This is a genomic window from Alcanivorax sp. NBRC 101098 (assembly GCF_001010505.1).
GTDB classification, from domain to species: domain Bacteria; phylum Pseudomonadota; class Gammaproteobacteria; order Pseudomonadales; family Alcanivoracaceae; genus Alcanivorax; species Alcanivorax borkumensis.
In genome coordinates this window covers 2,859,745-2,882,092 of sequence record NZ_AP014613.1, presented here as the reverse complement: position 1 = coordinate 2,882,092, position 22,348 = coordinate 2,859,745, and the positions used below count along the sequence as shown (strand labels likewise).

Below are 22,348 nucleotides of genomic sequence, written 5' to 3'. Positions count from 1 at the left end.
TTTATCAAACGTGTTTGAAAAGGGACCAGGCGAGCATTAGCCAGCCAATGATTAAGGCCGTGCCGCCTAATGGGGTAATGGCGCCAAGCCATTGCTGCCCGCTTAGCACCAGCACATACAGGCTACCACTGAATACCAGCATGCCGGCAAATAGCACCCAACCGGCGGTGACCATGCTGGGCGCGCCAAATGCCTTGGCGAGCAGGCCGGTCAATAGCAAGGCTAGGGCATGATAAAAATGGTATTCACTGGCGGTGGCCCACGTGGCCAGCATGGACTCGTCTACGCGGGATTTCAGCCCATGGGCCCCGAAGGCGCCGAGCATGACGGCAAGGGCGCTGTTGAGCGCGCCAAGGACAAGCAGGATTTTCATTCAGCGCTCCACAGTGGCTGCCGGGGGGAATGCATTGTACCGGAATTATTTTGCCCTCGAGCGACAGGCTGCCGCTTGGGCCTACAAAAAAGCCCCTCGGGAGGGGCTTTTTTGTATTCTCTGTTGCGTGCCGCGTGAGACACCTGGCATTACGCTGCGATGGCGTTACGCAGCTTTTTGATGGCGTTGTTTTCCAGTTGGCGAATCCGCTCGGCGGAAACACTGTACTCATCGGCCAGCTCTTGCAGCGTGGATTTCTGGTCGGCCAGCCAGCGGCGCTCCAGAATGTCGCGGCTACGTTCGTCCAGCGCCATTAGAGCAGAGCTCAATTGACGGCTCTCCCGCTGCTGTTGATCCTGTTCGGCGAGCAGGTCAGCAGGGTCGCTGTTATCGCTGTGCAGATAAGCGGCGGGAGACACTACGGTGCTGTCATCATCATCATTGGTGGGGCCGTCGAAACTGGCATCGTAAGCGCCCAAACGCCCTTCCATTTCTTTGACCTGTGCGGCAGTAACGCCCAAATCATCGGCCACGCGCTGGGCCTCTTCCAACGTCAGGCGGCCCAAGCGTTTTTTCTGGCCGCGCAGGTTAAAGAACAATTTGCGCTGAGCCTTGGTGGTCGCCACTTTCACGATGCGCCAGTTCTTGATCACATATTCGTGAATTTCTGCTTTGATCCAGTGCACGGCAAAGCTCACTAGCCGCACGCCCTTGGTGGGGTCAAAGCGTTTTACGGCTTTCATCAGGCCTACGTTGCCTTCCTGAACCAGGTCACCTAATGGCAGGCCGTAACCGGTGTAGCTGCGGGCAATGTGTGCCACAAAGCGTAGGTGGGACAGAACCAAGCTACGCGCAGCGTCCAAGTCCTGATTGTAATACAGGCGTTCGCCCAGGCGTTGCTCTTCTTCTGCGCTGAGTACCGGCACGGCGTTAACGGCTCGCATGTAGGCGTCCAGGTCATGGCCTGGTACGGCTAGTGTGAGCGCCTGTGCTTGAGTTGTTGGGTTGGTCATGCGCAATGTCTCCTTGTGAAGACTCTCTATGTATCAATTGAGAGCTGATATTAGCACTCCAATTAATAGAGTGCTAATAGGCCAAAAAGTTCCTTTTCATCAATATAGTCGATGGGTTTCAGCATAACGAGAGAGTGTGAATCACTGGTGAATATGGGGTTTAGAGCCTGCTGCCGCTGAGAGGTTCCTTGGATGGCGCTTTTTAAGGGCATTTGCCCAGTGACGTCTTCCAGGCTTTCTATGCTCTTGGCTGAATCGAGTCTACGCGGCTCGGGCGCGGGGGCGCTGACATCGTCTGTGGATATATCGGGTCAGCGCCTTGTCGCGTGCAGCTTGTTGGTGTGGTTGCTCAGAAGTTAGGTTCGATATCGCCCAAATGGCGGCTCACTGCGAGCCAGGCGCCGAGAAGCCCTAACGCACCACTAAACAGGGGGAGGATGATCAGGCTGGATAAGGCCATGGAAGTTAGTGATTGCTCGCTACTATACAGGGAGAGCAGTTCGTCAATAGGGCCGCCGAGCCACCACATGGCGCCCTGTACTAGGGCGACTGACATGAGGCCGCCGGCAAAGCCGAAACAGAAGCCGGTATAAAGGAATGGGCGGCGCACGAAACCATCGGTGCCGCCGACAATCTTCACCACCACGATTTCTTCTCGCCGGCTTTCAATGGCTAGGCGGATGGTGTTCACCATGACCAGAACCACTGCGGCGGCCAACGCTAGGGTGAGGGCGGAAATCAGCCGCTGACCCAATTCGATTAAGGCGTGCAGGCGGCGAACCCACTCTACGTCAAGCTGTACCAGGTCCACGTCGTCGGCTTTGGCTAAGCGGTTTTCCAAAGCGCGTAGGGTGACCGGGTCGGTGCTGTCCGGGAAGACCACAATCAATGGCGGCAAAGGGTTGTCTGGTAACGCTTCCAGCACATCTCCAAAGCCAGACAGGGCTTTAAATTCCTCAAGCGCTTGGGCCCGAGTAATCACTTCAGTGCGGGTGATGTGCCCGGTGCCTTGCCATTCTTTGGCGAGTTCTCGCTGGCGGGCCTCACTGGTATCCATGTCGAGAAAGACAGACAGGTGCGCGTTGCCATCCCAGCCGCGAGTGATGGCGCGGGCATTGTCGAGCAGTACCGCTAGGCCGGCGGGTAAGGCCAGAGCGATGGCGATGACGAGAATGGTCATGGCGCTGCTGGCCCGGGCCGCGTTGAGGCGTTGTAAGGCGTCGCGCAAGGAATCCTGGTGGTGTTGGCGCCAGCTGGTGAAGCGATCTTTCAATGAGGCTTGGGCGCTATGGGCGCCGGCTACCCGGCGCGGCCGTTCTGGTTTGCGGCGGTGGGGCTTAACCGGTGTGGCGTTGCGGTTTACCCTGTTGCGTTTGCCTCGGTTTGAATTATTAGGCGCCATGGGCCGCTCCAGGTTCGTCGCCGTCGTGGATCAGGCGACCCTCACGCAGGGTCAGCAAACGGTGGTTATAGCGGGCGATCAGGCTCAGGTCGTGGGTGGCGATCAGCACGGCCACGCCAACCCGAGCGAAGTCTTTGAACAGGTCCATGATTTCTTCAGAAAGGGCTGGATCCAAGTTGCCGGTGGGTTCATCGGCGAGTAAGAGCGGGGGCTTGTTCACCACGGCCCGGGCAATGCCCACCCGTTGTTGTTCGCCGCCGGAAAGCATAATCGGATTGAGCTTTTCTTTGTCCAGCAGGCCCACCTTGTCCAGCGCGGCACGCACCCGTTTGCCAATGTCGGCGCGAGCATAACCCGCGATCACCAGTGGCAGGGCCACGTTATCGAATACGCTCCGGTCAAACAGCAGTTGGTGATTTTGATGAACCATGCCAATTTTGCGGCGCAGCAGGGGAATTTGTCGATTGCTGAAGCCATTTAGGTTCTGGTTATCGATCAATACCTGCCCTTGGGTCGGGCGCTCGATCATCATGATCAGCTTTAACAGGGTGGACTTACCCGCCCCGGAATGACCGGTGAGAAATGTCAGCTGCCCGGCGGGGAGGGTGAAATCGACCTTGCTGAGGGCATCTTTCCCGTTCGGGTAGCGTTTGCTGACCCGGTCAAACTGAATCATTGAAGTCCTTAAGCCGCTACAAGCCCAAGCTTCAAGTGCGGCTTGCTGCTTGTCGCTTGAGTCTGATTTTAACCCGTAACATCTTCAAATAAGGCCTGAACGAACTCTTCCGCGTGGAAGGGGCGCAGGTCTTCCAATTGTTCCCCAACGCCGATAAAGCGAATCGGCAAGCCTGTGCGTTTGGCCAAGGCAAACAGGATACCGCCTTTGGCGGTGCCGTCGAGCTTGGTGAGTGCTAACCCGGTCACGCCCGCAGCATCACGGAACTGTTCAGCTTGGTTGATGGCATTTTGGCCGGTGCCCGCATCCAGTACCAGCAATACCTCGTGGGGTGCGTCCGGGATCAGCTTCTTCATTACCCGGGTAACTTTGGTGAGTTCGTCCATCAGGTTGCCACGGGTGTGCAAGCGCCCGGCGGTATCGGCGATCAAGATGTCGGCGCCGCGAGACTGTGCCGCCTGTACCGCGTCATACACCACCGAGGCAGAATCGGCACCGGTATGTTGGGCCACCACGGGAATATCGTTGCGCTCGCCCCATACTTGCAGTTGCTCTACGGCGGCGGCCCGGAAGGTATCGCCAGCAGCCAGCATCACGCTCTTGCCTTCGGCTTTGAAGCGGCAGGCCAGTTTGCCGATGGTGGTGGTCTTGCCGACCCCATTCACGCCGACCATCAGGATAACGTAGGGCTTTTTGCTGCTGTCGATCTGCATGGGCTGGTCCACCGGGACCAGCAGCTTGCGCAGTTCATTTTGCAGGGATTCGTAGAGTGCGTCGGCGTCCACCAGCTCTTCGCGGCTCACCTGGTCAGTGAGGGCCTGGACGATCACATCGGTGGCTTCCACGCCTACATCCGCCACCAGCAGCTGGGTTTCGATTTCTTCAAAGATTTCGTCGTCGATCTCTTTGGCGCCCACCAGCAAGTCCGCTAGGCCTTTGCCCAGCCCCTTGCGGGTCTTGCTCATGCCCTGCTTCATGCGGGTCCAGAAGTTGCCCTCGTCGTCGTTTACCTCGGGGCTGGCTTCGTCGGCAGGGGCTGCTGCTGTGGCAGCAGGTGCCGGCTCAGGTGTGGCCGCGGCCGGCTGAGAGGCTGACTCAGCAGGCTCGGGGGCAGGGTCTGCCTCAGGTTCGGCAGGTGTTGCGGGCAGCTCGTCGGCGTCCACGCCGGTAAACATGCGCTTCCAGAAACCGGTTTTCTTTTCTTCCGGCTTTTCGTTTGGCTGTGGCCGCTTGTCGTCGTCGGGGGAAACTTCGTTGCTCATGATCAGTCATATCCAATCAAGAAGGGTGATCCTTCTTTTGCAATGAGGCTGCAAGAGCAGGGTGATAACCCGGTATGCTATGCCGGAGAAAAAAGGGACCTGCTTGCAGAGTTGCCGTTCGCGGTGCGAACGCGCCGCTATCCTACCATTATGGGGAGAGGGGAGCAGCTTTGGGTTTGCGGTCCCCAAAATAGAGGTATTTCATGAAAAGACTGATAACGGTACTGGCGTTGGGCCTGTGGTCGCTGACTAGCCAGGCGTCACTGCCAACCCATGCCTTTACGCTGGATAACGGCCTGAAAGTGTTAGTGCGCGAAGATCATCGGGCGCCAGTAGTCACGGTAATGATGTGGTACAAGGCTGGCAGTATCGACGAAGCTCCCTACGAAACCGGCTTGGCTCATGTGTTGGAACACATGATGTTTAAGGGCACCGAGAGGCTCGGCCCTGGTGATTTTTCCAAGTTTGTCTCCCGATATGGTGGTAGCGATAATGCTTTTACCAGCTACGACTACACTGCCTACTTTCAGCAATACGAAGTGTCACGCCTGCCTCTGGCGCTGGAGCTGGAGGCCGAGCGGTTGGGGCACTTAGACATTGATGATGAAGAGTTTGCCCGTGAGCTAAAGGTGGTGATGGAAGAGCGGCGCATGCGAACCGACGATAACCCGAATGCGTTGGCCTGGGAGAAATTTCAGGCGGTGGCCCGCCCGGGTACCGGTTATGCCCACCCGATTATTGGTTGGCGTTCCTTATTGTCCCAGTTACAGCCGGAGCAAGCCCGCAGCTGGTATCAACGATTTTATGTGCCGGGTAACGCTACATTGGTGATTGCTGGGGATGTAACCCGTGATCAGGTTGAACCGCTGGTGGAAAAATTCTTTGCTGATCTGCCTGCCGGGCAGACGCCGCCGCGGCCCAAGCAAACGGTGAACCCGCCAGCAGGCGAACGTCGGCTGGCGCTGAATTTGCCGGTAAAAGTCCCCTTGTTGTACATGATGTACAACGTTCCTTCGCTGGTAACGCTGGAAGACAAAAAAGATTTCTATGCCCTGACCATGCTGGCTGGGGTGCTGGATGGCGGCATGAGCGCGCGAATCGAAACGGATCTGGTCCGCGGTCAGCGGCTAGTGGCCGGTGCTGGCGCCAGTTATAGCGGCATTCAGCGAGGCGATGGGACCTTTACATTGACTGCGGCACCGAACCCTGGTGTGACGTTGGCTGACGTGGAGAAAGCGCTGCTGGCACAGATCGAAACCCTGCAGACCACCTTGCCCACTGACGCGGAAATGGCGCGGGTGCGGGCCGGGGTGTTGGCGGGTCAGGTGTATGAGAAAGACTCGGTGATGGGCCAGGCCATGGAGCTGGGCATGCTTAGTACCTTAGGGTTGGATATTGACCTGTCCACTCGTTTTGCCGAACACCTGGAGGCGGTGACCGCTGAAGATGTACGACGTGTGGCACAGCAATGGCTGGTGCCGGAGCGTTTGACCGTGGGTATGGTGAAGCCGACAGCGCCCACCTCTGATGAACAGAAAGCGGAGCCGCAACCATGAAGATAAATACTTTCCGGCTGGCCTTCCTGCTCGGCCTGAGCGTGGTGCTGAGTGCCTGCGCGGGCCCCTTTTCTGGCTCTTTCCCCTCTACTGAAGCGCAGATTGCAGAAACGGATCCCCAGGCGCCGGCGCTGGATATCCAGTCTTGGCAAACCGAACAGGGAGCCAAGGTGCTGTTTGTGGCCAGCGATGCATTGCCCATGCTGGATATCCGCCTGGTCAGTGATGCGGGTTCTGCCCGTGATGGTGCGCACTCAGGGCTGGCCTCGTTGACCAGCGCCTTGCTGGGTGAAGGGGCGAACGGGTTAAGCGTGGATGACATCGCTCGCGGATTTGAAGATCAGGGCGCCAGTTTTTCCTCTTCCAGTTACCGGGACATGGGGGTGATCAGCCTGCGTACATTGTCCGACCCCGAGTATCGCGAACCGGTACTGGCGCTGTTCCAGCAAGTGATTGCCAGCCCCACTTTCGAACAGGATACGCTGGCACGCATTCGTACCCAAATGATGCAGGGCTTGCGCATGGAAACCCAGGTGCCGGGCCCGCAAGTGAATAAAGCGTTTCAGTCCACGGTGTTTGCCGGTCATCCCTATGGACAGCCCAGTGATGGCACCTTGGACAGTTTGCCGGCGATCACTCGTGACCAGCTGCAGGATTTCTACCAGAGCTACTACGCGGCGGGTAACACCGTGATTGCTATGGTGGGGGATTTGGATCGCGCACAGGCACAAGCCATTGCCGCAGAGATTAGCGCAGCCCTGCCGCAAGGCGAGGAGGCACCGGCCTTGGCGCGGGCCCAGCCGTTGACTAAGCGTCAGCGCGAACACATTACCTTCCCTTCTGCCCAGACTCATATCTTGCTGGGTAATCAGGCCACCTGGCGTGGCAACCCGGATCATGTGGCCTTGTATGTGGGTAACCAGATTCTCGGTGGTGGCGGCTTTGCCTCTATTCTCACTGACGAAGTGCGGCAGAAGCGGGGCTACGTTTATGGGATCAGCAGTTTTTTCAGCCCCATGGCGGCCGGAGGCCCGTTTCAGGTAAGCCTGCAGACGGGCAATGACAATGCCGACGCCGCCTTGACCCTGACTCTGGATCTGATTGACCAGTTTGTGCAAGACGGCCCCACCGATGAGCAGCTGGAGGAAATCCGCGCTAGCATTCTTGGCAGCTTTGCTTTGGGTACCGCCGACAATAGCGACATTATCGGTCAGCTGGGGGCTATCGGCTTCTACGACCTGCCGCTGGATTACCTGCAATGGTTCAACCAGCAGGTGCGCACGGTGACCGCAGAAGACATTCGTGCTGCGTTTCAGCGCAACCTGGCGCCGGAAAATCTGGCCATCGTCAGCATTGGCCCTGAGGCACCAAAGGTTATGTCGGTGGCAACGGACGCGGACAATACGGCCAATGAGGAGCCCGCTGACCGTGCCCCGTAAGCATTCAGGTAGACGCCCTGCTGCCAGCGCTCAGGGGCAGAAAGGGCAAGTAAGAATTATTGGTGGCGAAAGGCGCGGTCATCGTCTGCATTTTGTGGACCATGGTGGCGATTTGCGTCCGTCCTCGGATCGTATGCGCGAAACCCTGTTTAACTGGCTGCAATTTGAGATACCGGGGCTGCGTGTGCTGGACTTGTTTGCCGGCTCCGGTGCGCTGGGCGCGGAAGCCTTGAGCCGGGGCGCCTGCGAAGCTGTGTTGGTGGAGAAGCAGCGAGAGCGTAGCGCGGACCTGCGACGCCAATTAACGCCGCTGTTCGAGGGGCGCCTCACCGTGCAGTGTGCAGACGCGTTGAGTTGGCTGCCTACGCAACGACAGCCCTTCGACTTGGTCTTTATCGATCCGCCCTATGATTTGGGCCTAGTGTCGCCGACCTGTGAGGCCTTGGAAGCCCATGGGTTGCTGGCGGACGGGGCGATTATCTATGTGGAAAGCCGTCGGAAGGGAGAGGTGCCGGCAGTCCCGGCCAACTGGCAATTGACGAAAGAGAAAAGCAGCGGCGATATCCATGCGCGGTTGTATCGGCGGCAAAGCGAATCGGGCTGAGTCAGGCTAGCGTTACGTGCGAGGCATCAGGCGTTTGGTTTTTGTGCTGCAAAAATGGCACAACCTGCACTAGCTTGCTGGTTGTGGCTGCCGAATACTGTGTCTATAAGCAACGAGGACATCGCTATGAATGCCAATGTAACCGCCGTTGCGGCGCCGGTAACGCGTCAGCCGCAGAAAAAAACAAATAAAAGCGACATTCAGCCCCGCAAGATGGATTTTGAATTTGATCCGTCCATACCCAGGTATTGGTTCGACAATGACCAGTTCAAAACTATGCTATTGACGGCGCTGTCGTGCACTTTTCCCGAGGGGGAGCGTTTTTTTGTCCGTTCCGTTCGTCATTTTCAGAAAAAGCTCACTGATCCTTTGCTCCGTGAGCAAGTGAAAGGTTTTATCGGTCAGGAGGCGCATCATGGCAACGAGCACGATGCCTTCAATGCGTTCATGGAATCGAAGGGCGTACCTACCAGCAAAGTGGACGCCTTTGTAAGGGACGGCCTAAAGTTCATGGCTAAGTGGTTGTCACCGGAACGGCAACTGGCGAAGACCTGTGCGCTGGAACATTTCACCGCAATGCTGGCGGAAATGATTCTAGAGCATCCAGAAATTCTCGACGGCATGGACGAGCGCATGGTGCCGCTGTGGCTATGGCATGCGGTGGAAGAAAGCGAGCATAAATCGGTAGCGTTCGATGTGTATCAGGACCAGGTGGGCAGCTATTGGGTGCGCACCTCGGAGATGGCGCTTACCACGGTAGAGTTTATTGGTTTTACTATTTTCCACTACAACCAGTTGCGCGCCGAAATGGATGACTCCACCGACTGGAAGTCCGTGGGCCAGGGAATGAACTGGTTGCTAGGAAAGCCTGGCTGGCTGCGAAAGTTGGGCAAATCCTACCTGTCGTACTACAAACGCGATTTCCACCCTTCCAAGCGCGACAGTGGCTACCTGCGCCAGCAGGGGCTGGAGAAATTGTCTAGGTTGATGAAGCGTCCGCAATTATTGTCCTGATTTTTTAGGTTGAATTAGCGTGAAAAGCACCCGCTATGTCTGAGTTGGCCGGGCAGTGATCCCGGTCAGTTTTATGGCATTAATTCCATCGGCTTTTTTAGTTACAGGGTATATTCGAGGGAGTGTATTCCGGCAGGGAGAGCTCGATGACACCCACCCCTTCTTCACCGTCCGCTTCTGATTCCACTGATGGCAAGTGCCATCAGTGGCGGCGCATATCACAAATGCCTGTGCTGGCATTCCCGTTTCGATTATTTTTTCTTTCCGCGGCTTTTGGCGGAGCATTATTGGTACCGTTATGGATGTTTCTACTCACTCAGGGAGGCATGGATAGCCTGGCCTTGGCGCCATTGCATTGGCATCAACATGAAATGCTGGGGGGCTTCCTTAATGCGGCCATCGCCGGGTTTTTACTAACCGCAGTCTGTAACTGGACCGGTACGCGTCCGGTGGACGGCGGGGCATTACTGGCTCTGTGGCTGCTGTGGTTGGCTGGGCGATTGGCGATGATGTTTGGCGGTTTTTGGCCAATTCTCGCCAGCATTGTCGACTTGTCTTTCCTGCCATTGCTGGCTTGGCTGGCAGGTACTCGTATCTGGCATGCCCGTCAGTATCGGCAATTGATTCTGATGGGGGTGCTGGCGGCCTGCTGGGTGTTGGACCTGTTGTTTCATCTGTCTGGTTCACCGCACTATTTGCAGGCGCTGGTGGTGCTGGCGGCGGTGTTGATATTGATTATCGGTGGGCGCATTACACCAGCGTTTACGCGTAACTGGCTGCAGGCCCGTGGCCGGGACAGTGCTCAGGTGCGCACCCCTTCCTGGGCTACGCCAGTGGGCCTGGTATTGGCGCTGGCGGTGGCGGTGCTGGTGGCGCTCAACATACACGGAGCGCTACTGGGGGGCTGGCACTGGCGGCTGCGGCCATGGTGCTGCTGCGTTTATTTGGCTGGGCGCCCTGGCAGATACGTGATGAACCGCTGTTGTGGATTCTGCACCTGGGGCATTGGTGGGTGGTGCTGGGATTTGTGTTGTTGGCGCTGGCGCAATGGCATTGGGTGGCGCCGACGGCATGGCTGCATGCCCTTGGCGCCGGCGCCATGGGCACCACCATTATGGGGGTGATGACGCGTGTAGCCATGGGGCATACCGGGCGCACCATGGCGTTGCCCACCGGTGGTATTGTGCTGTATGCATTGGTGCTGTTGGCGGGGGTGTTGCGAGTGGTGACGGCACTGGGGTGGCTGCCCTGGGGGCTCGGGGTAGGCTGGTCCGCCGGCTTATGGAGCCTGTCCTTTGCTGGCTTCCTGTTGTTGTATTGGCAGGTGCTGACGCGCTCGCGTGTCGATGGCAAGCCGGGGTGATAGGGTGGGGGTGAATGATAGAATAGCTGCAGCGGCCGGAGAGGAAAGATATGCACTGGCTAAAACGATGGCTTACTCCCTGGCGTCAACGGTTGGGGGCTGAGCAAAAAGACACGGGGCCGGAAGCGGTCAGCAATCCGGCACCGGGGCCGGCGTTGGGTGAACACCACGCCGCCCATGGCAGTGATGAAGACCCGCAGCCTTTGCATCGGGGACGGCGTCGTTTAAAAGAAACCTACACTAGCCACTGGGATCTGGACTACATGCCCCGTGAGGAGCTGGAAGCGGTGCTGTCCGATGAGGCAGAAAAACCCGCCAATGAGAAGAGCTAAAAGCACAGGTCATAAGGCATTGGCCATTATCCCGGCCGAGCCACCTGCATTTCTGTAAAGCGTTTGGATACCCGCACCACGATGTCGCTCTGAAATGCTTTCTCGTAATGCACATCCAGAACATAGGCTTTGGCGCGTAGGCGAATTGCCAACCGGTAACCCACTTCAATTTCTTCAATGGCAAAGGTGACTGGCTTTTTCAGGTAGGCGTAGCGGCTGGTGACGATAATTTCTTCCACGATGGCTTTGGCCTGTTCGATATCGGCATTCAAGGCCACGTGGAAATCGGTGACCACCATCATGTCCAATTCGCCGGCATTGCCGGAGGCCACCACATCGGTAATAAACCGCGAGTTGGGGATGGTGACCAGATTATCGTCCAGGGTTTGCAGGCGCACGGTGCGCAGGCCGATGGAAACGATTTCTCCATAAACGTTATCGAAGCTGACCCGGTCACCCACCCGGAAGGGGCGATCAAATAACAACAGCAAACCGGCTACGAGTGAGGCGGCAATGTCTTTCAGGGCAAAGCCCAGGGCCACCGCGATGGAGCCGCCGGCAGCGAGCATGAATTCTTTGGGGGGCTGCAGTACGCCGATGACCAGCGCGATGGTGCCCACGGTGTAGAGTACAAAGCCGATCAGTGTGGTGATCTGCAAAATCAGGAAGCGTCGGGTGGGCATTTTCTCGGTGATTTTCAGGCTTGCTTTACTGATGCCCCAGTTCAGGGCCCACAGCACAAATCCACCGATAAACAGCAGCATTAATGCGTAGACGTTGAACAATTCCACTACGACAGTCAGGTCGTTGACTATATTTCCATCATTCATTGAGCAGGTTCTTCCGTGTTAGGTAGCTGATCACCTGCTGGTACCATAGGGACACCAACCGGTAGCGGCCATCATCGCTCTTGTGCAGAAACCCTGCATCGAAACCGCCTTTCAGCGCATAACGCACCACATTTTCTGGCAGGTGTGTGACCGCACTGATTTCATGGCTGGTCAGATTTTCGTGGGTGGCAATGGCGGCATAAACAAACAGGGAGTTGTCACCCATGCCATCGAGAATACTGGCCGAGGGGGCGTTGGGCAGGCCCACGGTTACTTGTCGGCCTTTGACTTTTACGGAGGTCAGGAACAGCCGTAATGCCACCATGGGATTACCGCGACTGGCATCCCAAAGTAGGCTGAAATACCGTTGCTCGGCGTTGCGCAGGTTGCCGGCTTCCGGCCCCCGAGAGGACAATAACACTTCGTCGTAACGTAGCTGGAAACCACTTAGATGATGACGACTGAGAATCAGTGAACGAATATCGGTTTGTCCCCAGCGTTTCACCCGAACCACATTACGAAACTGGTATTCCCGACCGAACACGTTGCATAGGTAGGCCCAGCTTTGGTTGTTGATCAGTAGCAGCCAGAACACATTGTCCACCCGGGCGTTAACCAGATTGAGCACTGTGCGCCAGCCTTCCAGGCCGCCCAGTTGGGCAAGGAAGAAATTTTGCGCTTCGTCTAGCACCACCAGGGTGGGCTGCCTGTGTTCATCGTCCTTGACCAGCGCGGCCGGCCCGTCGTTGATTAGGTCGGTGCCCAGTGCATCTCCAATCAGCTGGTGAATGGCTTCTGGGGTGCAGGTCTTGGCGGGTACTTTTAGGTGCAAGGTATTTAAGGATTCACAGCTTTTTTCCAGTACCTTGTCGAGCTTGCCAAGAGAGACACTTTTGCCGCAGCCTTTTTCACCGGAAACCACCAAGGCGTTTTCATCGGTTTTATCTTCGTGCCAGCGCTGAATGCTTTTTTCTATGGCGGCTACTAAGCCGGTGTCGATGAACGGGGGTTTGTTCACATCGTCGGGCAAGGCGGGGGCAAACCAGCGTTCGTAGGATTGGGCCACCGGTTCTTCGCTATTGCCACCGTCGTCTTCGTCGGTGGCTACATTGGCACGGAAACGGAACCAGCGGGCTTTGAGTCGCATATACCAGTCAAAATCCGCCAGTACCCGGTCCACAAAACCAACCAAGAAACTTACCAGTGCAATGGGCAGTAGTAGGGGCGCCACCAACCAGAATAATCTCGGGCTTAACAAGCGGGCGATCAGTGGGTCTACTTGGGAGGGCATCGGGGCTTGCAGACACACTTGATAGTCCTTATGGCGTAAGGCCAGCAGGCGTCCAAGCCCGGTATAGATGGTCACCATTAGTACCCCAAGGAACAGGTAATACATTAGCGAAGGGCCTAGGCTTTCCCAAACGATGATGACCGGCGCCCAGGGAATAATGATCCAGCGGGCTAGGTTGCGGGCGTGCTGTGTCACTTGACGGGTTTGCTCGCCCCCTAGGTAGGCATTGGCGCTTTGTGCCACACGCAGTATTAACCACTCACCGATCAGGCAAAGCAGCCCGTAGATGACATAGAGCTGGGCCAGTGGCAGCAGCCATAGCAGAATCTTGCTGGATGGGGTGTCCAATAAGGAACCTAGATGATCAAGCGCTAGCCAGATCAAAACCCACGGCAGAATCGGCGCCAAGCCACTGATCAAACGGCTGGCATTGAGTAACCAGCGGCGTTCACCACTGAGTTGAACCACCCGGTCGTGTAAAGCGAGCGCCCAGTGGCGGGTGCGCTGAGCCAGCTGGATTAGTAGCCAGAAGCCTGCGGCGCCGAGAATCAAGGCGAGAATGTTCTGCAGCACTGGCATGTAGCCGCCATCGCGTAAGGGGCCGTTCAGATCGTAGCGAACCAGCACGAGGATGTTCCTCAGGTGTTGAGTAATTCGCTGGCTTTCGTGTTGCAACAGTTGTGGTGCCTGGCGCAGTCCTCCCAGGTTATCGATTTGGGTCAGCAATGGCCGGGTTTTCCATTGCTCCGAGCGTAGGGTGCGGCCGTTACTCTGGATATCCAGTCTAGCTTTGAGCAGGGTTCGCCATTCGTCGGAGCGGACGCCGCTGCTGGGCAGCGGTAAGGCCGGCAAATTCAGCCACAATGCGTCCAATGTTTGCAGGGCAATATCGGGGTTGTTTTGCAGTTGCCCAAGCACCGCCCACAACTGTTCGGTGTGTTGCTGAAGACGCTGGCTAGCCGAGGCGATGGTGGCATCGGGATTATCCGCCATGGCCTGTAGCTGCTCATGGTGAATTGCCAAGTTTCGGAATGCTTGTCGTTGAGCAAAGCTGAGGGAAAAAAACGAATGACGTAACGTATGGATGGACTGTTCCAGGCTGTTGATTTGCCGTGTCAGGTTGTCGATATCATTTTGTAGATCCGGGCACTTGCTGTCGGTGATGGCTAGTGGCTGGGGCGGCGGCAAGGGTAGTAGCGGTCGCTGATTTAGAGGGCGCCCCAATACGGTGTCGAGCTGATCCGAGGTGGGGATCTCGCCCTTAATCATCGCCAGCAGCGCCGCCTGGTTCTCCTGTAGCTGCTTACGTTGTTGATTAAGCTGAGCGTGAGTCAGTTCTGCCGCCTCACAGGCAGCACTCTCAGCTGCCTGCAGCGGCGATACTACCAATAGAGCCAATAGCCCAAAAACCAGCCAGACGCGGGGCGATACCATTCGCTGTTCCTCTGCTCCATGAAGGCCTGCGGTCAGGCTTGGTGTTGTTCTGTGTTGTGAGCATTGTAGGAAGGCGATGCCTGGCTTGTATAGCGATTGCCATAATTGATCGGTGGCATGGGGAATATCCACGGGTGTAAACATACCGGGTTGCTATAGTCAAAGCCATAAATCAGGACTGACCCGGCTGGGTCAATTTCTAGAAGGAAAATGCGATGCAAGAGATGACGGTACGCGCTTTGATGGCAAAACACCCCATGGCTATTGAAATGGGTACTGAGCTTACCGAGGTGGTGGATGTGTTGTTGCAGCACAAGTTTACTGGGCTGCCAGTGGTGGATAGCCAGAACAAGGTGGTGGGGTTTGTGTCGGAACAGGATTGCCTGCGCAGGTTATTGATCTCCAGCTATCACTGTGAAGGTTCTTTGGTCGTGGAAGAATTTATGCACGACCAGCCATTGACCGTTAGTGAAGAGGATTCGGCGGTGAATGTGGCGGAGTTGATGGTGACCCAGAAGCCTAAGATCTATCCGGTGGTGAATGCCCAGGGCGTTCTGACTGGTTTGCTGACCCGTGAGCAGGTGTTGCGAGCGCTTAAAGACAATCGCCGGGGCTGCGATTGAGGGCTATGCGTTCTGTGAACCCGTAGCGTTTGCTTCTGTGGCCCAGTGGATCTGGGCCGTGTTACGGGGCCTCTAGAAAACCCCTTACGTGCTCAGCGTGGCTTGGATTACTCACTCGTTGTACTTTCTCGACAGGCGATTCCATGCCTTCAAAACCCCGTCTTCTGTGCCCCCAATGGGGTATAAATTGCGAACTAGCTTGAGAGACGGAGAATATAGGGCGTTTTTCAGCGCTTCCCTCGCAAGCTTTTTACAATCCGCCTGATCTCAACCGGACGCTTCATGCCATGTTCGATGCCTTGCCATCGGGGTATGCTCGGGGTCAAACCGTGCTACTGAGCCTCTATCGATAACGACTGAAAACCGCACAACCCCAGTGGAGTGATCATGGATTATCAAGACATCAAGACCGAGCTGGCCGAAAATATTTTGACTATTACCCTTAACCGTCCTGATCGCCTTAATGCTTTTACTTTGCGCATGAAAGACGAAATGGTTGATGCCCTGGCTGAAGCAGACAGCAATGATGATATCCGGGCCGTTATCGTTACGGGGGCGGGTAAGGTTTTCTGTGCAGGAATGGAAATGGAGCCGGAAGGTGGCGGCCACCTGTTTGGCTATGACGACGCTGAGGGTATGGAGCCGCCGTTAGAGACCATCCGCGATTCCGGCGGCGAACTGTCGCTGGCAATCTATAATTGTCGCAAGCCCGTGATCGCCGCCATTAACGGCGCGGCGGTGGGGGTGGGGATCACTATGACCCTACCCATGGATATTCGCCTGGTGGCGACCAACAGCAAAATCGGTTTTGTTTTTACCCAGCGCGGTGTAACGCCGGAGGCCTGTTCTTCTTGGTTCCTGCCGCGGGTGGTGGGTATACAGAAAGCGCTGGAGTGGGTGATTAGCGGTGATATTTTCATGGCTGAAGAAGGTGAGAAAGCAGGGCTGTTCCACAGTGTGCATGACAAAGACGAGGTGGTGGAGGTGGCCCGCTGCATCGCTCGAAAGCTGATTGCAAAAAGTTCGCCGGTGGCGGTGGCGTTGGCCAAGCAGATGTTGTGGCGCAACCCGAACTTTTCCCACCCAGCCGAAGCCCATGTGGTGGAATCAAAAATGATTTATTGGTCCAATGAATTTTGGGACGGGAAAGACGGGTTTACCGCTTTTCTTGAAAAGCGCCCGCCGCGTTTTGATACTTCGCTGGCGGATGTGCCCAAACAATTTGATTTTTGGGAAGCGGCTCCGATTAAATAAGGTGGTTTTTTGGGCCGCCGCTTGGCGGCCTTTTTGCGTGTGCGTCGTTTTGCGGCGAAAATTATGAGGCAGAGAGTGATGAAAAAAGAAACCATTGCCATTCATGGGGGCTTTGCCGGTGACCCGCAGACCCATGCGGTGGCCGTACCCATGTATCAAACCACCAGTTATTACTTTGATGATACCCAGCATGGGGCGGATCTATTTGACCTGAAAGTACCGGGCAATATTTATAGCCGCATCATGAACCCGACTAACGCTGTGCTGGAAGAGCGCGTTGCGCAACTGGAAGGGGGCATTGGTGCCTTGGCGATGGCGTCGGGCATGGCGGCGATTACCGCGACGATCCAAACGCTGGCAAAGGCGGGAGACAATATTGTTTCAACCAGCCAGCTTTATGGCGGTACCTACAATTTGTTTGCGCATACCTTGCCGAACCAGGGTATTGAGGTGCGCATGGCCGATGGCCGCAATCCTCAGGCGATTGCCGATGCTATTGATGAAAAAACGAAGATGGTGTTCTGCGAATCCATCGGCAACCCGGCGGGCAATGTGGTCGATATGGCTGCGTTGGCTAAGGTAGCCCATGACGCGGGTGTACCGCTTGTAGTTGATAACACCGTGGCAACGCCTGCATTGTGCCGACCCTTTGAGCATGGCGCTGATATTGTGGTGCATTCGCTGACCAAATACATGGGCGGACATGGCACCACCATTGCTGGCGCTATCGTCGATTCAGGGAAGTTTCCATGGAAAGGAAACCCTCGCTTCCCGCAGTTTAATGAGCCGGATCCAAGCTATCATGGTGTGGTGTACGTGGAGGCCATGGGAGAGGCGGCGTTTATTGGTCGTGCTCGGGTTGTCCCACTGCGTAATATGGGGGCAGCGTTATCTCCTATGAATGCGTTTTTAATTATGCAGGGCATTGAAACCTTGAGCCTGCGGATGGAACGGCATTGCGAGAACGCGGTGAAAGTGGCGACATACTTGCGTGATCATGCCAAGGTGAGTTGGGTTAATTTTGCCGGGCTGGAAACCGACAAAGATTATGGTCTAGCGCAGCAGTACATGGATGGAGGAGTGCCCTCGTCTATTCTCAGCTTTGGTGTGCAAGGGGGGCGTGATGCCGGCGCGCGCTTTATTGATGCGTTGGCATTGATCAAGCGGCTGGTGAATATCGGTGATGCTAAGTCTCTGGCGTGCCATCCAGCGACCACTACGCACCGTCAGCTTAATGATGAAGAGCTGAGCAAGGCTGGGGTTAGTGCGGACTTGGTACGTTTGTCCATTGGTATTGAGCATGTTGACGATATCCTGGCGGATATCGAGCAGGCGTTGGCGGCGGTTTAGTGCCTTTGAGCAAGGCTGAACGGGCCAGGGAGTATTCAGATGCTCCCTGGCCCTGAGCCTCAAATCGGCCTGTCGTCATTCCGTGCGTTTAAAGGGTTTGGCAAAGCCGCTTTCCAGTTATTGCATATACTCCATTTGGGCGATTTGATATTGCCTTAAGGTCCATATACTGAGAGTTCGTTTGTGATGGTTGGGGTATGGCAATGCATCGTTACTATCAATGGGCGCTCTGGCGCGAGCGCTTTATCCGCAATAGCATCATCATTTTTCCATTGGCTCTGGTGGCCGTGGGGGTTGCGGTAGTGGTTGCTGGTTGAGCGGCCGAGGCGCAAACGGCGAGCGAGAACAATAATAATGGTTTGCGGTTTTTTGGCCTGAAGAGGCAAGGCTTTAGTTTGAATTTTTTATGACGACACCGCCTGCCGCCTGCGTAATCGTTAATTTGATATTGCTGTTACGTTCCAGGCGTTGATTCGTCTAGCCACTGTTGTATCCGCGCGTAGGTGCGGGTTTGCTCAATCATGGCCATGTGCCCCATCTGGTAAAACAATTCACGGGTCAGGTGGTTCGCTTGCGCGTAAAGATGCTCCGCCAGCGCGCTGTCTACCGTGACTAACCAATCGCCACGGGGGTGGGCATGGTTGGGTTTGCTGACGCTGCCGGCAATAAAAAGCTGCTGCACATGCGGATCCAAAGGCACCTTGCTGGTGGGGCGTGGGTCATCCAGCGGGCGGTCTCGCCACTGGTCTTCCAGTACATAACCAAAGCGCAGGTCGCGAATGCCGTCGGAGCGCAGGTTGGCAAGCCGCATCAATGGCCGCGAGTAGGGGGTGTGGCCTAGTAATCGGTTAGCTTCGTTGCTAAATCGTTCTAGTAAGGCGCCTTGATGTGGTGAGCCCAGGCAAGCCAAGTGAGTTACTTTATTCACCCAATGGTCGCCACGCTGGCGCCCTTGGTAAAGTGCGCTGCGCGCTACTAGCCCGCCCATGGAATGGCCGACCAGAATTATTCGCTTGGGCAAGACCGTATGGGCCAGCAGCCCGGCGAATTTGCGGCCATTGTCGGAAATATGCAGGCCGGTGTTGTAGCGCAGATAACGGATATCTGCGTTGTAATGCTGGCGAGCCCACTGGCTGAAACTGTTGGCGGCAGGGTTGTTCCAGCAGGCGTCGTTCATGCACAGCCCGTGCAGGAAAATCACCAGGGTGTCAGCATCCGCTAAAGGTGGTTTTTTTGGTAATAGCGTCATGGGCAGAGCGTAACGGTTGTGCTGCTCAACCAATAATTGTCCGAAAATACCGTTGATGATGCTTTGCAGGTCTAAGCTATCGCGCAACTCCTGGTGTGGGTCGGCGAGCAGGTCAGCCATGCTGGCCACATTGCCGACTTGGCGAAAACCGTAACGAACCAAGCCGTAGACCATGGGGGCGGGGGTGTAGTCGTGCCCACGCAGGTGGAACGGATTGGCTATGGCGCCGTGAATATCTTGAACGACCTGGGTAATTTCATTGCCGAAACGGGTGACCAGCTGCGCCAGCCCCCCTGCATTCTTTCCCGCATTTCTCCCGATTTTCTTCATGTTTCTCCTTGTTATGGTGTTCATCTTACTCGGCTGAAAGCGCAGAGAAAGGAAAAAGGGCCAGGCTGCTCTGGTAAACCTGTTACGCCCTCCGGGCCTTCCTGGCTGGCCCGCACTCAATTGTTGCGTTTTTGATGGATGGGCTGTCCTGGCTCGCCCCCTAGAGAGTACCTTCAAAATCGTGTCCTCTGCGCCCTGAACGGGGCATAGATTGCGACCCAGCCTGAAAGGCTGAGCATGCACGGGGGGCACAGGCTCCTTAGCTCATCGGCGCGGTATTCTCTATCCGGTCTGTAACTCTTCGTAAAATGGCAGTGAAATGTGCGAATTCCCTTGGCCAAGCGTGAAGAACATGCTTACAGTGCTCACTGTCCGAATCAGTTAATTCAAGGAGTGATTCTATGCGTATTTTCGGCAAAGCGGCATTGGCCGCCATTTTCGCCTCTTCTGCCCTGCTGGCAGCCTGTGATGCCAATGATGGCCCGGTTGAGGATGCTGGCGAGAAGGTAGATGAGGCGGTGGAAAGCATTACCCCGGATAGCAAAGGACCGATGGAGGAAATGGGCGAAGATATGGATAACGCCTATGATAACGCCAAAGAGTCCGCCGAAGACATGAAGGATGCTGCAGAGCAGTAAGCCTTACATGCAGTGAGCTCTCCGCCTCAAGGCGGGTGATGCGACAACCAAAACCCTGGCCTTATGGTCGGGGTTTTGTCGTTTTAGGGGTAGAGGGCATTGAGCAGTGGGTTAGCAGTTGTTTCAGTGCGTCAGCTTCCTGGGGCGTCACCATCAACTGGTAACGTTGTTTGATGCGTTTCCAATGCCGGCCATATTCGCACCAATAGAGGCGGTTATCAGGAAGCCACTGATCTGGGCTGCGAGCACCTTTACTGCGATTGGCGCTGGCGGACACCGGAATCAGGTTGTCTGGGTCATTAGCGAATTGTTGGCGTAATGCTTTGTCCCATTGGTCGCCACCGTGGCCGTGGGCATGGCGCAGCGGCACAAAATGATCCACGTCCAAGTCCCCCGCATGGGTAAAGGTGCGGTTGGTGTAGGGGTCGTACCAGCGACCTGTGGCCACGGTGCATTGATCCGGGTCGGTGAAGGTCACAGTCTGCCGGCTGGAGGCAATCAATAATTCTGCCCGTGTGTCTTGGCAATCTTGGTCTGCGTCAGTCCAGTGGGGCCAGAGGTTTCGATCGTAGAGTCCACTGAACGCCCGTTGTGCGTCGGTGGCGTCCTGTTGGGCCTTTTGTTGTTGCCGGTGAAGCGTGGAGCAGGGGGCGCGGTGGCAATGGTAGTCACCGGTGCTGCGGTCGGTGTGTCCGCCTTGTTGGTTGAGGCTTCCGGGGTGGGCTTGCAGTGTGTTGCTGATCAGTAGGGTTAGTAGCGCAAGTAGAGTAAGGAGGGCGTAGTACAAAGGGGGGCCTGTTTATGTCGTTTGGCGGGAGGATAAGGCATATACGAATCTTGTTGTAGGTAAAAGCGTACAAAGGAAAGATTGGGGCCGATTCCGGCGAGCTGTATCAGGAAGATACAAAACCGCTACGTGTATACACGTAAATTGGACGCTTTTGTTCTGTGGCGGCCTGGGCGGTATCGCTACAGTTAGCGTTGCCGGGCTGAACCGGTTTCACAACCTGATCCGGCGTCCATTTTTATGCATTGCAGGTAGGTAGTAGCCAATGCAGGAGTTGCAGCTTATGAGGACACAGCAAGTGGCAGGGAAGCCGCGTCAGCAAGAGCTGGAGCTGGAGGCGGTGAGAACGCGATTGCAGGCTCTGCAGGAATATTTAGCCGTCTACCGGGCAAGCTTTGCTTCCTCGGGTAGCGCGGATAGCTATGCTCGGGTGCGAGTATTGCGCAGGGATGTGTCTCGCCTGCGCGCGTGGGGTTGGTATCTGATGGGCTGCCGAGATGGTGCTCGCTGGTTGCCTGCTGTGCAGTGGTTGGCCCGTGTGCTGTCTGTGTTCGTGATGCCGCAACGGCACCGTTCACGGCGGCGCCAGCCTTTGCGTGCTATGCGCCACCTATCCAGTTATAGCTTAGTCGAGCGGGCCTATGCGGCGTTGGAGGATGATATCCAGGGGCGGTTGCTGACGTTGCGTCTGGCGCAGGGTGAACGGCCCACCGGTCTGAGGTCTCGTCAGATTACGATGCTGGAGCGTCAAGTAGATGAGGCCGTGCGGTTGCGTTTGTGTGGCCTGCCGCAAGCCCGTCAGATGACGGTGATCTGTCATCTGCTGGCGTGGGCCATGGCTTTGCGTTCCTGCCTCGGACTACGATTGCCGTTGGCGGACAGGGTGAGGCGTTGATGCAGGATATGTCGATGTTGTCTCCAGCGTTGGACACTCTGCCTCGGGTATTTACCCTCTCTGATCTTAAGCAGCTGCAGCCAGAGGAGTCTGAGCGGGCACTGGATTGTGTTCTGCGCTGGCTGGAATCTGGCGTGGTCAAGCAGGTGGCTCCGCCGCGTCCGGTATTTTACAGGGTGGTGTTGGGCGACCCGTTGAGCGATGAGGATCGTTGTCGGGCTTTGCAGCGGGCCTTCCCGTCGCTGGTCATGGTAGCAGGGTCGGCGTTGTGGCGGCAGGGGCTGAGTCGTCAGCAGGATAGTGTGCTGGAATGCTGTGTGGCGGAAGTTGAGCTGAGCTGTCATTTGCCGGATGTTCGGCTGCATTGGCGGCCGCCTGCTTGGTGGTCAGTGATTCGTCTCGCGGGCGGAATTGCCGGTGACTATCACGGCGTGCCCATGCTCAATGCAGAATTGGCATTGGCCGATGCGTCCACGTTCGCTGGTGTGTGGATGCCAGATCGCGAGGCTGTGGATTGGAGTCGTTTGTCTACCGCGCGGCTCAGTGAGGCCAGTGACTATCTGCGTAAGTTGCGGCCTCGTTGAGCTCGTCGGCCTTGTTATCTTGACGGAAGCGACCGCCTTCTATTAAATG

At 56.3% G+C, this 22,348-nt stretch carries 20 protein-coding genes and 1 pseudogene; 12 read left to right on the top strand and 9 right to left on the bottom strand.

The annotated features are described in order from the left end of the window. Positions 1 to 4: 4 nt before the first annotated feature. From AS19_RS13060 to ftsY, 5 genes are all read right to left on the bottom strand, one after another. Positions 5 to 373, bottom strand: a complete 369-nt coding sequence (locus AS19_RS13060; RefSeq protein ID WP_035459983.1) for a DUF423 domain-containing protein — start codon at positions 371 to 373, stop codon at positions 5 to 7. A 149-nt stretch (positions 374 to 522) separates the two neighbouring features. Next, entirely contained in the window at positions 523 to 1,386 is an 864-nt protein-coding gene (gene rpoH, locus AS19_RS13055) for an RNA polymerase sigma factor RpoH (protein ID WP_035459986.1), read from the bottom strand. 349 nt (positions 1,387 to 1,735) lie between these two features. After that, a complete protein-coding gene (gene ftsX, locus AS19_RS13050) occupies positions 1,736 to 2,788 on the bottom strand; it encodes a permease-like cell division protein FtsX (protein ID WP_046962187.1) in 1,053 nt (350 codons plus the stop codon). After that, positions 2,778 to 3,464: a cell division ATP-binding protein FtsE gene (ftsE, locus tag AS19_RS13045; RefSeq protein ID WP_011589838.1), complete on the bottom strand. Its 687-nt coding sequence runs from the start codon at positions 3,462 to 3,464 to the stop codon at positions 2,778 to 2,780. The genes ftsX and ftsE overlap by 11 nt, the downstream gene beginning before the upstream one ends. 68 nt (positions 3,465 to 3,532) lie before the next feature. Then, positions 3,533 to 4,726 carry a signal recognition particle-docking protein FtsY gene (gene ftsY, locus AS19_RS13040; protein ID WP_011589837.1) on the bottom strand — a complete coding sequence of 398 codons (1,194 nt, stop codon included), beginning with the start codon at positions 4,724 to 4,726 and terminating at the stop codon, positions 3,533 to 3,535. Positions 4,727 to 4,929: 203 nt separating this feature from the next. Between ftsY and AS19_RS13035 the strand changes: the two genes are divergently transcribed. From AS19_RS13035 to AS19_RS13010, 6 genes and pseudogenes are all read left to right on the top strand, one after another. After that, complete coding sequence (locus AS19_RS13035) at positions 4,930 to 6,282, top strand: pitrilysin family protein (protein WP_046962186.1); 1,353 nt, start codon at positions 4,930 to 4,932, stop codon at positions 6,280 to 6,282. Beyond that, positions 6,279 to 7,721, top strand: a complete 1,443-nt coding sequence (locus AS19_RS13030; RefSeq protein WP_011589835.1) for a pitrilysin family protein — start codon at positions 6,279 to 6,281, stop codon at positions 7,719 to 7,721. The genes AS19_RS13035 and AS19_RS13030 overlap by 4 nt, the downstream gene beginning before the upstream one ends. Beyond that, the gene (gene rsmD, locus AS19_RS13025; protein ID WP_050731521.1) at positions 7,711 to 8,325 is read left to right on the top strand and encodes a 16S rRNA (guanine(966)-N(2))-methyltransferase RsmD; all 615 of its coding nucleotides are present in this window, start codon (positions 7,711 to 7,713) and stop codon (positions 8,323 to 8,325) included. The genes AS19_RS13030 and rsmD overlap by 11 nt, the downstream gene beginning before the upstream one ends. A 126-nt stretch (positions 8,326 to 8,451) precedes the next feature. Next, positions 8,452 to 9,339: a metal-dependent hydrolase gene (locus AS19_RS13020; protein ID WP_046962185.1), complete on the top strand. Its 888-nt coding sequence runs from the start codon at positions 8,452 to 8,454 to the stop codon at positions 9,337 to 9,339. Positions 9,340 to 9,485: 146 nt separating this feature from the next. Then, positions 9,486 to 10,702: pseudogene (locus tag AS19_RS13015) on the top strand (NnrS family protein). Positions 10,703 to 10,752: 50 nt separating this feature from the next. After that, a complete protein-coding gene (locus AS19_RS13010) occupies positions 10,753 to 11,034 on the top strand; it encodes a hypothetical protein (RefSeq protein WP_011589831.1) in 282 nt (93 codons plus the stop codon). Positions 11,035 to 11,060: 26 nt separating this feature from the next. Here AS19_RS13010 and AS19_RS13005 read toward each other — a convergent pair whose 3' ends face one another. Both AS19_RS13005 and AS19_RS13000 read right to left on the bottom strand, forming a co-directional pair. Continuing rightward, the gene (locus AS19_RS13005) at positions 11,061 to 11,864 is read right to left on the bottom strand and encodes a mechanosensitive ion channel family protein (protein ID WP_046962183.1); all 804 of its coding nucleotides are present in this window, start codon (positions 11,862 to 11,864) and stop codon (positions 11,061 to 11,063) included. Beyond that, positions 11,857 to 14,589 carry an ATP-binding protein gene (locus tag AS19_RS13000; RefSeq protein WP_046962182.1) on the bottom strand — a complete coding sequence of 911 codons (2,733 nt, stop codon included), beginning with the start codon at positions 14,587 to 14,589 and terminating at the stop codon, positions 11,857 to 11,859. Before AS19_RS13000 ends, AS19_RS13005 begins: the two co-directional genes overlap by 8 nt. Positions 14,590 to 14,804: 215 nt before the next feature. Here AS19_RS13000 and AS19_RS12995 point away from each other — a divergent pair, with 215 nt between their 5' ends. The 3 genes from AS19_RS12995 (at position 14,805) to AS19_RS12985 (ending at position 17,816) form a co-directional block, all read left to right on the top strand. Then, positions 14,805 to 15,212, top strand: a complete 408-nt coding sequence (locus AS19_RS12995; protein WP_011589828.1) for a CBS domain-containing protein — start codon at positions 14,805 to 14,807, stop codon at positions 15,210 to 15,212. Between the two features lie 387 nt (positions 15,213 to 15,599). Continuing rightward, positions 15,600 to 16,466 (top strand): enoyl-CoA hydratase-related protein, encoded by an 867-nt coding sequence (locus AS19_RS12990; RefSeq protein WP_046962181.1) that lies wholly within the window; start codon positions 15,600 to 15,602, stop codon positions 16,464 to 16,466. Positions 16,467 to 16,544: 78 nt separating this feature from the next. After that, complete coding sequence (locus tag AS19_RS12985) at positions 16,545 to 17,816, top strand: O-acetylhomoserine aminocarboxypropyltransferase/cysteine synthase family protein (RefSeq protein WP_035460152.1); 1,272 nt, start codon at positions 16,545 to 16,547, stop codon at positions 17,814 to 17,816. 454 nt (positions 17,817 to 18,270) lie between these two features. On the opposite strand, the gene AS19_RS12980 is transcribed toward AS19_RS12985, so the two are convergent. Continuing rightward, the gene (locus AS19_RS12980) at positions 18,271 to 19,395 is read right to left on the bottom strand and encodes an alpha/beta fold hydrolase (RefSeq protein WP_011589824.1); all 1,125 of its coding nucleotides are present in this window, start codon (positions 19,393 to 19,395) and stop codon (positions 18,271 to 18,273) included. A 401-nt stretch (positions 19,396 to 19,796) separates the two neighbouring features. Between AS19_RS12980 and AS19_RS12975 the strand changes: the two genes are divergently transcribed. Continuing rightward, complete coding sequence (locus AS19_RS12975; protein WP_011589823.1) at positions 19,797 to 20,033, top strand: hypothetical protein; 237 nt, start codon at positions 19,797 to 19,799, stop codon at positions 20,031 to 20,033. Between the two features lie 61 nt (positions 20,034 to 20,094). Here the strand turns inward: AS19_RS12975 and AS19_RS12970 are convergent, their stop codons facing one another. Then, positions 20,095 to 20,820 carry a YHYH domain-containing protein gene (locus AS19_RS12970; RefSeq protein WP_011589822.1) on the bottom strand — a complete coding sequence of 242 codons (726 nt, stop codon included), beginning with the start codon at positions 20,818 to 20,820 and terminating at the stop codon, positions 20,095 to 20,097. A gap of 283 nt (positions 20,821 to 21,103) precedes the next feature. Between AS19_RS12970 and AS19_RS12965 the strand changes: the two genes are divergently transcribed. Both AS19_RS12965 and AS19_RS12960 read left to right on the top strand, forming a co-directional pair. Further along, a complete protein-coding gene (locus AS19_RS12965; RefSeq protein WP_011589821.1) occupies positions 21,104 to 21,715 on the top strand; it encodes a hypothetical protein in 612 nt (203 codons plus the stop codon). After that, positions 21,715 to 22,299 (top strand): hypothetical protein, encoded by a 585-nt coding sequence (locus tag AS19_RS12960; protein ID WP_035460003.1) that lies wholly within the window; start codon positions 21,715 to 21,717, stop codon positions 22,297 to 22,299. The genes AS19_RS12965 and AS19_RS12960 overlap by 1 nt, the downstream gene beginning before the upstream one ends. Positions 22,300 to 22,348: the final 49 nt, after the last annotated feature.

Bases quoted from the DNA above. Each gene is read 5' to 3' on its own strand.
- AS19_RS13000 (WP_046962182.1), bottom strand. From the start codon at position 14,589: ATGGTATCGCCCCGCGTCTGGCTGGTTTTTGGGCTATTGGCTCTATTG.
- ftsY (WP_011589837.1), bottom strand. From the start codon at position 4,726: ATGAGCAACGAAGTTTCCCCCGACGACGACAAGCGGCCACAGCCAAAC.
- AS19_RS13020 (WP_046962185.1), top strand. From the start codon at position 8,452: ATGAATGCCAATGTAACCGCCGTTGCGGCGCCGGTAACGCGTCAGCCG.
- AS19_RS13060 (WP_035459983.1), bottom strand. From the start codon at position 373: ATGAAAATCCTGCTTGTCCTTGGCGCGCTCAACAGCGCCCTTGCCGTC.
- AS19_RS12980 (WP_011589824.1), bottom strand. From the start codon at position 19,395: ATGAAGAAAATCGGGAGAAATGCGGGAAAGAATGCAGGGGGGCTGGCG.
- AS19_RS12990 (WP_046962181.1), top strand. From the start codon at position 15,600: ATGGATTATCAAGACATCAAGACCGAGCTGGCCGAAAATATTTTGACT.
- AS19_RS13030 (WP_011589835.1), top strand. From the start codon at position 6,279: ATGAAGATAAATACTTTCCGGCTGGCCTTCCTGCTCGGCCTGAGCGTG.
- AS19_RS13035 (WP_046962186.1), top strand. From the start codon at position 4,930: ATGAAAAGACTGATAACGGTACTGGCGTTGGGCCTGTGGTCGCTGACT.
- ftsX (WP_046962187.1), bottom strand. From the start codon at position 2,788: ATGGCGCCTAATAATTCAAACCGAGGCAAACGCAACAGGGTAAACCGC.
- AS19_RS12960 (WP_035460003.1), top strand. From the start codon at position 21,715: ATGCAGGATATGTCGATGTTGTCTCCAGCGTTGGACACTCTGCCTCGG.
- AS19_RS12995 (WP_011589828.1), top strand. From the start codon at position 14,805: ATGCAAGAGATGACGGTACGCGCTTTGATGGCAAAACACCCCATGGCT.
- AS19_RS13005 (WP_046962183.1), bottom strand. From the start codon at position 11,864: ATGAATGATGGAAATATAGTCAACGACCTGACTGTCGTAGTGGAATTG.
- rpoH (WP_035459986.1), bottom strand. From the start codon at position 1,386: ATGACCAACCCAACAACTCAAGCACAGGCGCTCACACTAGCCGTACCA.
- AS19_RS12965 (WP_011589821.1), top strand. From the start codon at position 21,104: ATGAGGACACAGCAAGTGGCAGGGAAGCCGCGTCAGCAAGAGCTGGAG.
- AS19_RS13010 (WP_011589831.1), top strand. From the start codon at position 10,753: ATGCACTGGCTAAAACGATGGCTTACTCCCTGGCGTCAACGGTTGGGG.
- AS19_RS12975 (WP_011589823.1), top strand. From the start codon at position 19,797: ATGCGTATTTTCGGCAAAGCGGCATTGGCCGCCATTTTCGCCTCTTCT.
- ftsE (WP_011589838.1), bottom strand. From the start codon at position 3,464: ATGATTCAGTTTGACCGGGTCAGCAAACGCTACCCGAACGGGAAAGAT.
- AS19_RS12985 (WP_035460152.1), top strand. From the start codon at position 16,545: ATGAAAAAAGAAACCATTGCCATTCATGGGGGCTTTGCCGGTGACCCG.